We start from the raw sequence: 13,861 nt of genomic DNA, 5'->3' as shown, positions 1-13,861 counted from the left end.
CGGTTGATCACTTGTACCGCGGATTGTTGAACACCGGGATCTCGATGTTGATCGGCATCCGCAGCTCGGACATGTAGAACAGCACGAACTGTCGGAGGAATTCGTCGAACAGCCAGTACGCCTCACGCGGCATGCCGACGTTCAGCAGCCCCTCGCGGACCTGCACGTACGGACCCCATGCCGTCTCCAGCAGCGGAGTCCACACCGGTTCGCGTGGGATGCGCAGCCAATCAGCGACCTGGTCGCCCAGCATGAAGCGCGTCAACGCTCCGAGGACACCACGGGAGAGCAGCGTCAGGTCGAGGTTCATGCCCAGGTCGAGCAGCATGTCCGCGAGCTTGATCCCCTCCGGCGTGGGCGCCAGGATCGGATCCAGGACCTGCGTGGCCTGCGAGTCGGCGGCATCCCAGGAGGCCGGGATGTACTCGTCCTTCACACCCAGCATGTAGGCGCTGACCTGCCATGAGTGCAGGAAGCCCGCAGACTCGTCGGCCGCGATCGGGACGTTCCACTTGTCGAAGTTGCGCATGACCGTCGTCGGCAGGCTGTGCCAGGTGACCATGATGTCGGCGTGGCTGATCGGCTTCTTCTCGGTCGCGTTGTGCACCCAGTGCGGGGACTGCGGGAGGAGGTGGCGCACGCCGGCATGCGCCATCCGCGTCTTGACACAGGTCACGACCATCTCGCCACCGGGTTGGTAAGCGTTGAGCGAGCCGATGTCATAGCCGAGTTTCGCGGTCTTGGTGATGCGGTCCTTGAGGTCCCATCCGCCCTTGGAGTAGTAGACCGCGCGCGCCTCGCGTGGGATGACGGTGCTCATCATGCCGCTGGCGAAGCCGTAGAGAACACCGAGGTAGGTGCCGCGCTTCTGGTTGAACTTGACCGCGGACGCCAATTTGTCCTGGTCGGTCCACGACGGCAGTTTCCTTGCATACTCCATGAAGTCGCGGAGTTCGGAGGGCAGGCCGGCGGGCAGCGGTTGGGCGTTCCGATGCCATGTGCGCAGCAGCTTGTTGACCTTCGGTGCCTGCCCGCTGTCGATCACCTTGGCGATCACCGGGTCGGCCTCGTCGTCGAACTGCTGGCGCGGGTCCCCGCCGAGGCCCCGTCCGGGCACCGAGTTCGCCGGCGACCACGTCCATGGTGTCGACTGCGCCACCGCTGCGACCGCACCGGCCGCGCCGACGGCACCTCCGGCGCGTAAGAGTTTCCGCCTGTTCAGATCTTCCATGACCCCGTCCCATCACTTCCATGTATCAATGTGACAAACAACGTATCCTTGTATCATCAATACCACTTGGTGGCCCATGACACACGGAAACCGCCAACTTTGCGATCATGGAAGCTCGCGCCGTCATCATGTGAGGAAGGGGGTGACCACGTGACCACGCAACCGACCGGCGCTTCGCTGTCGAGTTCGCTTCTCGCGCGCGCGTTCCTCGAGTCCTCGACGCCGTCCGACGAGGCGACCGATCCCACTGCCGAACGACTTCTCGACGCGGCGTTCGAGTTGTTCTGCCGCTTCGGCGTGCAACGCACCCCGATGGAGAAGGTCGCCAAGAGCGCGGGGGTCACCCGCGTCACGCTCTATCGCAAGTTCGCCACCAAGGACGCCCTCGTCGACCAGGTGGTCCTGCGCGAGTTCCGACGATACTTCGATCGCTTCCGCGCCGAGATCCCCCGCGCCGACAGTGTCGCCGATCGCGTCGTCTTCGGCTTCGTCGGCTCCCTTCGCGCCATCTCGAGCAATCCGCTGATCGGCGAGATCAACGACGCCGAGCCCAGCATGCTGATCGAGTCGATGATCGGCGGCGACGGCATGCTCCTGGCGATGGTCCAGCATTTCGTGGCTGCCCAGTTGCGCCGGGAACAGTTGGCGGGCAACATCTCCGACCGTCTCGATGTCGAACTGGTCGCCGAGATGATGGTTCGCGTCTCGGCGTCGTTCCTCACCGTGCCCAGCCGCGTCGTCGACATCACCGACGATGCTCAGCTCGCCCAGGTGGCGCGCCAGTTTCTGGTGCCCATGCTGAATCCGCCGCGCTGACGGCGCCGACCTGCAAAGATCACCAGCGTCCGCCACGCCCCAGGGAGGCAGCGATGCGCTCATGGTCGGTGATCGCGATTCTCGCGGTGTCGCAATTCGTCATGGTGCTCGACAGCACCGTCATGAACGTGTCGATCTCGGTGGTCGCCGCCGATCTGGGTACGTCCATCACCGGCATGCAGGCCGCCATCACCTTCTACGCCCTCACGATGGCCGCGTTCATGCTGACCGGCGGCAAACTGGGTGACCTGATGGGGCGCGCCCGGGCATTCAAGATCGGCGCCGTCATCTACGGGATCGGTTCTCTCACAACCGCACTGAGCCCCAACCTGACCGTACTGCTCATCGGCTGGTCGCTGGTGGAAGGCCTCGGGGCCGTCCTCGTCATTCCCGCCATCGCCTCGCTCGCGGCGATCAACTACACCGGTAGAGCACGCGTCACCGCGTTCTCCATCCTCGGCGCGGTGACCGGACTCGCCGCGGCGGTGGGCCCACTGCTCGGCGGCGTGATGACCACCTACCTCTCCTGGCGCTATGTGTTCGTCGCCGAGACAGTGGTGATGGTCGCGGTCCTGTTCGCTGCGAAGCTGATCCGGGATGTCCCGCGGGACAGAAGCGTCCGCATCGATCTGCTGAGCGTCGCGGCTTCCGCCGGCGGCCTGTCACTGATCGTCTACGGCGTGCTGCAGTCGAAGACCTGGGGATGGCTGGCACCGCAGCATCCGCCGCAGATCGACGGCAACGAGATCGCACCGCTCGGCGTCTCGCCGGTCGCCTACCTGATCCTCGCCGGCGTGGTCGTGCTGTGGATGTTCGTGCTGCGACAACGGACCCTCGCCGCATCCGGGCGCAAACCCCTGTTGCGCGTCGAGCTGTTCCGAATCCCCGCGCTGCGCAGCGGACTCGGGGGTTTCCTCGCCCAGTACTTCGCCATCGCCGCACTGTTCTTCGTCGTCCCGGTGTACCTGCAGACGATGCTCGGTCGCGACGCCCTGCAGACCGGCGTGAAGATCCTCCCGCTGTCGGTGGGTCTCGTGCTGTTCTCGGTACTCGGATCCTGGTTGACCGCACGACGATCCGCCCGCTTCATCGCCCGCGGCGGGCAGAACACCATGGCGGTGGGCACACTTCTCCTCATCGCCTCGGTCGGCGTCGACCTCCGCAGCGCGGCCTTCGCCGCGGGCATGTTCGTCATCGGTTCGGGTTTCGGGCTTCTCGCCTCCCAGCTGGGCAATGTCAACATGTCGGCGGTCGAGGAGAAGGACACCTCCGAGGTCGGCGGACTCCAGGGCACATTCCAGAACCTGGGTTCGTCCTTCGGTACCGCCGTCGCGGGATCGGTGTTCATCCTGCTGCTGTCGTCGGGATTCGTGTCCGCGGTCGGTGACACCGAGAGCCTGACACCTGCGGAGCGGCAACAGGTCACGGCGTGGGTCGACGAAGCGGGAGTCCCCATCGTCTCCGGCGAGCAGGCGCGCACCCTCGTCCTCGACGCCGGCGGGTCACCGGATGCCGCTCAGGCCGTGTCCCAGGCCTACTCCGACGCGCAGATCACAGCACTACAGCAGGCGCTGTTCGTCGTGTTCGGTCTGCTCGTGCTGGCGCTGCTCTTCTCCCGACACCTGCCCAACCGGATACCCGATCCCGACCCGGGCCCAGACGACCGGAGGTCGGCAGCCTGAGCCCCGGAGGGGAACGAGTGCTAGCCGACCTTCTTCTTGATGGTCGCCTCCGTGTGGCGGACAGCCTGTGTGGCGAACGGCCCCACGACCTTGCCGAGCAGCTTGCCCGCCATCCCGCCGGGCAGGTTGTAGGCGATCTCGACGTCGAGCTCGGTGCCCGTCCCGCCGTCGACGTCGGCGAACCGCCACGTCGTATTCGCGTCGAACCCCTCGACGGCCTTCAGTTCGATGAGTTCGTTCTCGACGTATCCGGTGCACTCCACCACCGACTTCAGCGTCTTCGGCCCGACATCCATCGACACCGCGAACTTCGCTCCGAGCCCGCTCGTCTTCTCCGTGGTCGGCTCGAACCGGGTGACCCCGAGCAGGTACTCGGGGACGTTCTGATACCCGTCGATGTAGTCGAACACCCGCTCGCGCGGACTGTCGATCTTCGCCTGATGCCGTACCACTCCCACGCTGATCCCCGTTCGTCGTGCTCTGCCGACCGTGTGCGGGCGGCCCGTCCCTGTCGAGCCTATGTGGTCAGGCGTCCCGGTCGAGTCCACAACACGGACAACAACGGTGTGCGAGGCTGAATCGATGAGCCGCCACGAGATCAGCCGCCTCCTGCGCGCACTGGCCGTCACCACCGTCGCCGTGTCGATGGTCGCGTCGTGCACCGGGGAGTCCGGGGACACCGGGAGGCCCGGGGCCGGGCCGGTCACGTGCGCAGAGATCCCCAACGGGGAGATGATCGCCGCCCGAGGTGATGAGTCCGGGGCCCCCACCGACATCGCCACGCGGCCCGAGGTCGCGTCCGGTTACCGAACCGGCATGCGACCCGTCACCACCGAGACCTTCGCCGCTGCGACCGCCAATCCCCTGGCCACCGGCGCGGCATGCGAGGTCCTGCGCGACGGCGGTACCGCGGCGGACGCGCTGGTGGCCGCGCAGATGGTGCTCGGGCTCGTCGAGCCGCAGTCCTCGGGCATCGGCGGCGGCGCCTTCGCCCTGTACTACGACGCGGCGTCGAAAACGGTGCGCGCGTTCGACGGGCGAGAGACCGCGCCGGCCGCCGCGACCGAGACCTACCTGAGCCGGATCAGCCCCGACGACCCGGCGCCACCGGTGCCGAGCGCCCGGGCCTCCGGACGGTCGATCGGCGTGCCGGGTGTGGTCCGCATGCTCGAACTCGTTCACGGCCGATACGGCAGACAGACCTGGCGCGATCTGTTCACCCCCGCGGTCTCGTTGGCCGACAGCGGTTTCGAGATCAGCCAGCGACTCGCGACCGCGATCGCGGCCTCGGCGGGCGAACTCGCCGCCGACGCGGAGGCGCGCAGCTACTTCCTGAACGGTGATGGCAGCCCTAAACCCGCGGGAGCCGCCCTGGTCAACCCGGCCTACGCGAAGACGCTCGGCGTGCTCGCCACCGACGGCGCACGGGCGATGTACGAGGGTCCCCTCGCGGCGGCGGTCGTCGCCGAGGCCGCCGACACCGCAGGAGGTATGACGCCGAGCCTCATGACGGTCGAGGACCTGCGCGGTTACCGTGCGGTGGAACGCGATCCGGTGACCACCACCTACCGCGGGCGACAGATCGTCGCGATGCCCGGTCCGTCGTCGGGCGGGATCGCCGTCGCCTCGACACTCGGTGTCCTCGAGAACTTCGATCTCCCGTCCATGCCGCCCGGAGACCTCGACGCCGACGGCGGTCGCCCGGATCCCGCTGCGGTACACCTGATCACGGAGGCCGAGCGCCTGGCGTACGCGGATCGCGACAAGTACGTCGCCGATCCCGACTTCGTCCCGTTGCCCGGCCGCGGCGTCGCGACCATCCTCGACCCGGCCTACCTGCGGTCACGCGCGCAGCTGATCCGTCCCGACGCGTCCCTGGGCGAGGCCGAGGCGGGTGACCTCGGACCGGTGCCGCTGGGCTCGCATCCCGGCACCGAACACGGGACAAGCCACATCACCGTCGCCGACCGGTACGGCAACGTCGCGTCGATGACGACGACCATCGAATCCGCTTTCGGCAGTTACCACATGGTCGACGGCTTCCTGCTCAACAACCAGCTGACGGACTTCTCCGCCGAACCCCGCGACGACGACGGAGCACTGCTCGCCAACCGGGTCTCACCCGGTAAGCGGCCCCGGTCGTCGATGGCCCCGACCCTTGTCCTGCAGCCCGGCACCGACGGTGCTCCGGCACAGGTCCTGGCGGCGCTCGGGTCGCCCGGCGGGTCGGTCATCATCCAGTTCGTCGTCAAGACCATCGTCGGGATGCTGGACTGGGGTCTCGATCCGCAGCAGGCGGTGTCGATGATCGACTTCGGTTCGGCGAACACCCCGACGACCAACGTCGGCGGTGAACACCCGCTGGTGGACACCGCCGACGACGGTGCCGACGACCCGCTGGTACGGGGTCTGCGGGAACGGGGCGCCGAGGTGTCGGTCGAGGAACAGTCGAGCGGTCTCAGCGCCCTGGTGCGCCGCGACGGCGGTTGGATCGGCGGTGCGGACCCACGTCGCGAGGGTGCGGTGATGGGCGACAACGCAACGCTCGAGTAGTTGCCGCACGAGTTTTCCTCAGCGTCACACCTGTGCAACCGGGCGCATACACCCAGGTCATAGCGTCAGATCGCTCGCATCTGCGACACCGGCGTAACGACGTCGTCGTGCCGACCCCCGCGCGTGCGGTGGCCGAGATCATCAGGAGTGACCATGAGTGGCAGCATGTCCCGCAGGCAGGCGATCGAGGCCGTGACGACCTACAACGTGTCGGCGCCCGGTTTCACCGAGCCGCTGGCAGACACGTTCGGACGCAACGTGTTCGGACTTTCGGTGATGAAGAAGCGGCTACCCAAGCACGTCTTCAAGGCGGTTGCCGCGACGGTCGACACCGGATGCGCACTCGATCCGACTCTCGCCGATTACGTCGCGGTCGCCATGAAGGACTGGGCGATCGAGAGGGGCGCCACCCACTACGCCCATGTCTTCTATCCGCTGACCGGTTTCACCGCGGAGAAGCACGATTCGTTCCTCGAACCCGATTCCACCGGCGCCTCCCTCGCCGAGTTCGCGGGCAAGACACTGATGCAGGGCGAACCCGACGCGTCGAGTTTCCCCAACGGCGGCCTCCGCGGCACGTTCGAGGCCCGCGGTTACACCGGCTGGGACGTCACCAGTCCCGCCTACCTCCTGGAGAACCCCAACGGGAACACCCTCTGCATCCCCACGATCTTCATCTCGTGGACGGGTGAGGCCCTCGACAAGAAGACCCCGCTGCTGCGCAGTCAGCAGGCGATGAGCAAGCAGGCCATGCGGCTGCTCCGGCTCTTCGGCCACGACGATGTCGACACGGTCGTCTCCTATGCCGGCGCCGAGCAGGAGTACTTCCTGATCGACGAGCACTTCTTCTATGCCCGCCCGGATCTGATGACGTCCAACCGCACCCTCTTCGGCGCGCCGCCCTCGAAGGGCCAGGAGTTCGACGACCACTACTTCGGCGCGATCCCCGAACGCGTCCTGTCGTTCATGATCGAACTCGACCGCGAGCTGTTCAAGCAGGGGATCCCGGCCAAGACCCGCCACAACGAGGTCGCGCCCGGACAGTTCGAGATCGCACCGGTCTTCGAACGTTCGGTCCTCGCACACGACCATCAGCAGCTGATGATGACGACCATGAAGGCCGTAGCCGAGAAGTACGGTATGAAATGCCTGCTGCACGAGAAGCCGTTCTCGGGCGTCAACGGTTCCGGCAAGCATGTCAACTTCTCGCTGGGCAACGCGAATCAGGGGAATCTGCTGAACCCCGGCGACACCCCGCACGAGAACATGCAGTTCCTCACCTTCTGCGGCGCGATCATCCGGTCGGTCCACCTCTACGGCGGACTGCTGCGCGCCGCCGTGGCCTCGGCGTCGAACGATCACCGTCTCGGCGCGAACGAGGCTCCGCCCGCGATCATCTCGATCTTCCTCGGCGAGCAACTGATGGACGTCTTCGAGCAGATCGCCAAGGGCGGTGCCACCGGATCGAAGGCCGCCGGCGTCATCGAACTCGGTGTCGACACCCTGCCGCCGCTGAAGGCCGACCCCGGCGACCGCAACCGCACCAGCCCGTTCGCGTTCACCGGCAACCGATTCGAGTACCGCGCCCCCGGCTCCAACCAGTCGATCTCCGACCCGATGGTCGCCATCAACACGATCCTCGCCGACTCCATCGACCACATCGCGACCGAGCTCGAAGCACTGCTCGGTGAGGGACTCGAACTCAACGACGCGGTGCAGCGGGTGCTGCAGGAGATCATCAATTCCCATGGCGCGGTGATCTTCAACGGCAACGGGTACTCCGACGAATGGCAGGAGGAAGCGGCTGCGCGGGGTCTGAAGAACCTGCGCACGACCGTCGACGCGGTGACCGAGTACACCTCACCCGAGGTCGTCGAGATCTTCGAGAAGTACGGTGTGCTCTCCGCCCGTGAGCTCCGGGCCCGTGAAGACGTCATCTTCGAGCAATACGGCCTGACCCTCCTCGTCGAGGCGAAGGAGACCGCGGAGATGGCGAAGACGATGATCATGCCGGCGGCTATCCGTTATCAGGGCGAGCTCGCCGGCACCGCCGCGTCGTTGAAGATGGCCGGGATCGACGCTCCCACACCGCTTCTGGAGGAGCTGACCGGTCTGATCGGCGCACTCCACGACGCACTGGTCGCCCTGGACGAGGGCATCACGGGTATGCACGGTGAGAACACCTTCGAGGAGTCGAAGTACGCACTGGACACGCTGATCCCGGCGATGGCCGCCGTACGGGAGGTCGCCGACACCCTCGAATCGATGGTGGCCGACGACCTCTGGCCGCTGCCCACCTACAACGAGATGCTCACGATCCTCTGATCCGATCGCGCCACCGCTCGATACCGACACCGATTGCCGAGACTCTTCCGGTCACCCCAGTGGCCACCGGGTGCCCGTGAGAGTCTCGGCCTCGGCCCACAGGCGGGCGGCGAGATCGTAGTCGCACGCCGTCCGAGCCCGTCCCGACAGCACCGGCCGGCCGCGCAGTCCCCACGGCCCGTCGACTCCCACGTAGCTGCCGGGCGGGATCGGTTCGGTCAGGCAGTGCAGAGTGGGCGCCGCGCCGGCGTCGAGATCGTTGCCGACCACTCCCGCCAGCCCCTGGGCCACCCGGTGCAGGGCTCCCAGGCCGGGCTTGTTCGAGATGTTCGACGCGGCCCAGCCCGGGTCGGTCAGCATCGAGACCACCGGTGACCCGACGGCGCGCAACCTCCGGTCGAGTTCCAGGCCCCACACCATCACCGCGAGCTTGGAGGCGGTGTAGGCCCGCGGCGACGACCAGCGTGTGCGCCGGTAGCCGAGATCGGTGGGGTCGATGCGCGCGCGCCGATGCCCCTCGGAACCCACCGACACGATCTGCCTCGTGACGCGCGGCAGGAGGAGATTGGTCAGGGCGAACGGCCCCAGGAAGTTCGTGCCCATGCCGAGTTCGAAACCGTCCGGCGTCGTCCTGCGCTGGTGGGGAAACATCCCGGCGTTGTTGACGAGCACATCGACCGGACCGTCGAGTTCGTCGACGAATGCCCGCACCGAGATGAGGTCGGCGAGATCGAGCCGGAGCACCTCGCAGTCACCGCCGAATTCCCGTGCGCGACGTGCGCCGAGGTCGGTGTCTCGGACGGCCAGCACCACTCGCACACCGGCCCGGGCCAGCGTGCGAGCGGTGGCCATCCCGATTCCGTTGGTGGCACCGGTGACAACGACTCGAGAGCCCGCCAGTTCGGAGAGCGACATCGACGATGAGGGCATGGACGCCACGGTACCCATCGACCGCCCGGGCGGCGTCGCAGTCAGCCGGTCGGATGTCCCGGCACCCAGCGGACACGCAGGGACAGTGCCACCACGAGCCGGGTCGCCGGGTCGTCGAGGTCCATTCCGGTGAGGGCCTGTAGTCGACGGATGCGGTAGCGCAACGTGTTCGGGTGGACGTGCAGGCTCTGGGCGGCTGCCCGGACATCGCCGAAGTGGTCGAGGTAGGCGCGCAGGGACACGGTGAACCCACTGCCGGTGCGGTCGTCGAGTCCGGCGAGTTCGGCAACCCGGGCATCGACGAGATCGGGGTTCTCCGAGAGCAATTCGACGATTTCGCCGAGCAGTACCCCGGTCCCGGCCCGGGCCACGGTGGTGACGTCGTCGATGAGGTCGGCTTCGCGGGATGCGGCATCGAGAACGCGGTCGGCCTGTCCGCGCAGATCGGGAACGGCGGCGAGCGTCCCCGGACCGGCGATCACCGCGCGGGCGCGGGTACCGAACTGGCGGTCCGCGGCGTCGACCGACGAACGGGCCCATGCCAGAGCGGCCTCGGAGGTCACCGAGGGGAGGACGACGTACGCCCGGTCGCCGACCGTCGCGGTCACCGACAGCGGACTGAATGCGCTGGCGTGCAGGGTGAGTGCCGAGACCTGTCCGGGTTGCGTCCCGGTGTCGGTGGTGAATCCGACGACGGCGACCGGTGCCGCCGGTTCGATGCCGAGCTGCGCGCCGAGGTCCTCGGCGTCGATGACGTCACCCCGGACCCCGAGCAGGCGCCGGACGAGTTCGTCGTGCGCGTTGCCTGCCGACCGACGTCGGGTGATGACGCGGGCGGCAACCGCCGCGGCCCCGGCCAGGACCTCGTCGGTGTCGTCGGCGAGACCGCGCGCACCCTTCTGCAGCCAGACGACGCCCAGGAACTCGCCGGTCGTGGCGGCGCGGACGGCGGCCGCGCGACGCGGCGCCAGCCCCAGGTCGGCGCGTTCGTCGACCGCGACCACACGCGACGACGTCCGCAGTGCGTCCATCACCCCCCACTGCCGGAGCCAGGCCAGCATCTCCGGCGGTCCTTCGCGTCCCAGGATCGACAGCCGGCGCAGCTCGTCGGCTTCGTCGCCGGCCGAACTGTAGGCGAGGACGTGCGAGTGCTCGTCCTCGATGCTGACCAGACCTCCGGTGCGACGGGCGACCTCACCGGCGAGTTCGAACAGGTCGCCGGTGTTACCGGACGCCATCGACTCACCGCTGCCCGTGGACGAACGGCGCGCCGAGTCGAGGGCGCGGTCGACCAGTTGATACATCCGTTCCCACCGCGCGTGCGCATCGACGGCGATGACCGCGATCCCGAGGCGTCCGGCGAGGTCCACGAGCGCCGGCGACGGGACCTTGCTCATGACCGCGACCGGCCGGTGGACCCCGAGACCGGCGAGGAGGTCGGCACTCTGGGCATCGGACAGCCCGACGAGGAGGAACAGGTCCGCGGACCGGGCGGCCCGCCCGAGTCCGTACCGCACGTCGTCGACGTCGATCAACGCCAGGCTCGCCAGCGGCGCGTCGAGCCCGTGCGGGGAGGTGACGAGCGACGCCACCGCGCGGTCGAGGGCGAGGATCAACCGTCCGAGAGGCAGGCCCAGCGGATTGTCCATATGGACAAGACTACGGCGGCCGGCTTTGCCGATCGGACATATCCGCGACGGCCCGGCTCCGATGGACTGGAGGTCATGGACGCCATCACCGCACCCCCACGACCGGCCAACGAGCCCGTTCACACCTACGCCCCCGGGTCGCCGGAGCGTCTGCGCATCACCGAGGAACTGACGCGGCAGTCGCACGCGGGGCGACGCGAGTTCCCCCACATCATCGGCGGACACCTACGCCACGGAAGCGGCGAGGAAATCGACGTCGTCCAGCCCCACGCGCGCCACGAGATACTCGGCGTCATCGCCAACGCCACCCACGACGACGCCCGCGCCGCGGTCGACGCGGCCCGCGCTGCCGCCGACGACTGGGCACACACGAGCTTCGACGATCGGGCCGCCGTCCTCCTGCGCGCCGCCGAACTGCTGGCCGGTCCGTGGCGCGAGAGGATCGCGGCGGCGACGATGCTGGGACAGTCGAAATCGGTGCAGCAGGCCGAGATCGACGCCCCGTGCGAGCTCGTCGACTTCTGGCGGTTCAACGTGGCGTTCGCCCGGGAGATCCTGGCCGAGCAACCGCAGTCGTCGCCCGGTGTGTGGAACAGGCTCGACCACCGTCCGCTGGACGGATTCGTCTACGCGGTCACGCCGTTCAACTTCACGGCGATCGCCGCGAACCTCCCCACCGCGCCGATGCTGATGGGCAACACGGTGGTGTGGAAGCCCTCCCCCACCCAGGCATACTCGGCGCAACTCACCATGGCGCTGCTCGAAGCCGCCGGACTACCTCCCGGGGTGATCAATCTGGTCCACGGGGACGGCGCCGCGGTGTCCGACGTCGTCCTGGCCGACGAGGACCTGGCCGGTATCCACTTCACCGGATCGACGACGACGTTCCGTCATCTGTGGCGAGCGGTCGGGGCGGGCATCGACCGCTATCGCAACTATCCGCGGCTCGTCGGCGAGACCGGAGGCAAGGACTTCATCGTCGCCCATTCTTCTGCCGAGCCCCATGTGCTGCGGACCGCGCTCACCCGGGGCGCGTTCGAGTACCAGGGCCAGAAGTGTTCGGCGGCGTCGCGGGCGTACATCGCGCGGTCGGTCTGGGACCGGATGGGCGACGACTTCCTCGCCGAGGTCGACGAACTCACCTACGGGGATGTGCGCGACCTGTCGAACTTCGGCGGGGCGGTGATCGACCGGCGCGCCTTCGACAAGCAGGTCACGGCGATCGACCGCGCCAAGTCGGCACCGTCGGTGACCGTCGCCGTCGGCGGCGAATGCGACGACTCCGAGGGCTACTTCGTGCGGCCGACCGTCCTGCTGTCCGACGACCCCGCCGACGAGGCGTTCTCCACCGAGTACTTCGGGCCCATCCTCGCCGTCCACGTGTACGACGACGCCGACTACGACACCACGCTGTCCGTCGTGGATTCGACGGCACGGTACGCGCTCACCGGTTCCGTCGTGGCGACCGACGTCGCGGCGATCGCACTGGCGTCGGACCGGCTTCGCCACGCGGCGGGCAACTTCTACATCAACGACAAGCCGACGGGTGCCGTCGTCGGACAGCAGCCGTTCGGCGGTGGCCGGGCCTCGGGGACCAACGACAAGGCTGGATCGAAGCAGAACCTCCTGCGCTGGACGTCGACCCGCACCATCAAAGAGACGTTCACCCCGCCGACGACGTCCCACTATCCCCATATGGCAACCGACTGGACGGCCATCTGATGGGTACCGTCTTCGACGGCCTGCTGCGTCCGGCGATCGGGGCGGCGTCGCGCAGCGAGCGACTCGAGCACGCGTCGCAACAATGGTCAGTGACCGAGCGGGTCGTCCGCAGATTTGTTGCAGGCGAATCGCTTCCGGACGTGATCTCTACGGTCGTGGACCAGCTCACCGACGGTGTGGCGGTGACTGTCGACTTCCTCGGCGAGGACACCGTCGACGAGGCACGGGCGCACGCCACCGTGCGCGCCTACCTGGATCTGCTCGACGCGATGCCGGCCTCGCCGGAGAACGCCGACGGTTCGCTCGAGGTGTCGCTGAAGCTGACCGCCCTCGGCGCCAGCCTGCCCGAGCACGGCGACAAGATCGCCGAGGAGAACGCACGCACCATCGTCGAGGCGGCGCACCGGCGCGGCATCCTGGTCACCCTCGACGCCGAGGACCACACGACAGTCGACCGGCGCCTCGCGACCGTCCGCTCCCTGCGCGACGACTTCCCCGACACGGGTACCGTGCTGCAGGCCTATCTACGTCGCACAGAGGACGATTGCGCCGAGTTCGCGGCATCGGGCGCCCGGATCCGCCTGTGCAAGGGCGCCTACGCCGAACCCGCGGCGGTGGCCTTCCCGGAACGACGCCAGGTCGACGACAGCTACCTCCGCTGCCTCCGAATTCTGATGAGGGGCAACGGATACCCGATGGTCGCCAGTCACGATCCGACGATGATCCAGGCGGCCGCGATCCTGGCCGACGAGTTCGGACGAACCCCGGACAGCTGGGAACATCAGATGCTGTACGGCATCCGCGTCGACGAACAGCGTCGTCTCGCGGTCTCCGGCGCCCGGGTCCGCGTGTACATCCCCTACGGCGAACAGTGGTACGGCTACCTCGTCCGTCGCCTCGCCGAACGGCCGGCCAATCTCGGGTTCTTCCTCCGCGCGTTGGTGTCGGGGTGA

The 13,861-nt window shown here is 67.9% G+C and carries 10 protein-coding genes; 6 read left to right on the top strand and 4 right to left on the bottom strand.

Annotation, left to right across the window (positions count from 1 at the left end; genetic code table 11):
- Nucleotides 1-7 precede the first annotated feature (7 nt).
- On the bottom strand, nucleotides 8-1,231 hold the full coding sequence (locus ACSUZC_RS06265; RefSeq protein WP_439032010.1) for an oxygenase MpaB family protein: 1,224 nt from the start codon (nucleotides 1,229-1,231) through the stop codon (nucleotides 8-10).
- Nucleotides 1,232-1,381: 150 nt separating this feature from the next.
- On the opposite strand from ACSUZC_RS06265, the gene ACSUZC_RS06260 reads away from it, so the two are divergent.
- Together ACSUZC_RS06260 and ACSUZC_RS06255 are read left to right on the top strand one after the other, a co-directional pair.
- Entirely contained in the window at nucleotides 1,382-2,047 is a 666-nt protein-coding gene (locus ACSUZC_RS06260) for a TetR/AcrR family transcriptional regulator (protein ID WP_439032009.1), read from the top strand.
- A gap of 53 nt (nucleotides 2,048-2,100) precedes the next feature.
- Nucleotides 2,101-3,729 carry an MFS transporter gene (locus tag ACSUZC_RS06255; RefSeq protein WP_439032008.1) on the top strand — a complete coding sequence of 543 codons (1,629 nt, stop codon included), beginning with the start codon at nucleotides 2,101-2,103 and terminating at the stop codon, nucleotides 3,727-3,729.
- A gap of 20 nt (nucleotides 3,730-3,749) precedes the next feature.
- Here ACSUZC_RS06255 and ACSUZC_RS06250 read toward each other — a convergent pair whose 3' ends face one another.
- Nucleotides 3,750-4,187: an SRPBCC family protein gene (locus ACSUZC_RS06250; RefSeq protein WP_439032007.1), complete on the bottom strand. Its 438-nt coding sequence runs from the start codon at nucleotides 4,185-4,187 to the stop codon at nucleotides 3,750-3,752.
- Between the two features lie 124 nt (nucleotides 4,188-4,311).
- Between ACSUZC_RS06250 and ACSUZC_RS06245 the strand changes: the two genes are divergently transcribed.
- Both ACSUZC_RS06245 and ACSUZC_RS06240 read left to right on the top strand, forming a co-directional pair.
- The gene (locus tag ACSUZC_RS06245) at nucleotides 4,312-6,282 is read left to right on the top strand and encodes a gamma-glutamyltransferase family protein (protein ID WP_439032006.1); all 1,971 of its coding nucleotides are present in this window, start codon (nucleotides 4,312-4,314) and stop codon (nucleotides 6,280-6,282) included.
- A 153-nt stretch (nucleotides 6,283-6,435) separates the two neighbouring features.
- Nucleotides 6,436-8,607: a glutamine synthetase III family protein gene (locus ACSUZC_RS06240; RefSeq protein WP_439032005.1), complete on the top strand. Its 2,172-nt coding sequence runs from the start codon at nucleotides 6,436-6,438 to the stop codon at nucleotides 8,605-8,607.
- Between the two features lie 51 nt (nucleotides 8,608-8,658).
- On the opposite strand, the gene ACSUZC_RS06235 is transcribed toward ACSUZC_RS06240, so the two are convergent.
- Both ACSUZC_RS06235 and ACSUZC_RS06230 read right to left on the bottom strand, forming a co-directional pair.
- The gene (locus ACSUZC_RS06235) at nucleotides 8,659-9,555 is read right to left on the bottom strand and encodes an SDR family NAD(P)-dependent oxidoreductase (protein WP_439032004.1); all 897 of its coding nucleotides are present in this window, start codon (nucleotides 9,553-9,555) and stop codon (nucleotides 8,659-8,661) included.
- Between the two features lie 23 nt (nucleotides 9,556-9,578).
- Nucleotides 9,579-11,186, bottom strand: a complete 1,608-nt coding sequence (locus ACSUZC_RS06230) for a PucR family transcriptional regulator (RefSeq protein WP_439032003.1) — start codon at nucleotides 11,184-11,186, stop codon at nucleotides 9,579-9,581.
- A 75-nt stretch (nucleotides 11,187-11,261) separates the two neighbouring features.
- Between ACSUZC_RS06230 and pruA the strand changes: the two genes are divergently transcribed.
- Entirely contained in the window at nucleotides 11,262-12,908 is a 1,647-nt protein-coding gene (gene pruA / locus ACSUZC_RS06225) for an L-glutamate gamma-semialdehyde dehydrogenase (RefSeq protein WP_439032002.1), read from the top strand.
- Complete coding sequence (locus tag ACSUZC_RS06220; protein WP_439032001.1) at nucleotides 12,908-13,861, top strand: proline dehydrogenase family protein; 954 nt, start codon at nucleotides 12,908-12,910, stop codon at nucleotides 13,859-13,861. The genes pruA and ACSUZC_RS06220 overlap by 1 nt, the downstream gene beginning before the upstream one ends.

Source organism: Gordonia terrae, from assembly GCF_051789125.1.
Classification (GTDB): Bacteria; Actinomycetota; Actinomycetes; order Mycobacteriales; family Mycobacteriaceae; genus Gordonia; species Gordonia terrae_A.
Note: the sequence above shows the minus strand (reverse complement) of the source record. Positions and strands in the feature narration are given on the sequence as shown.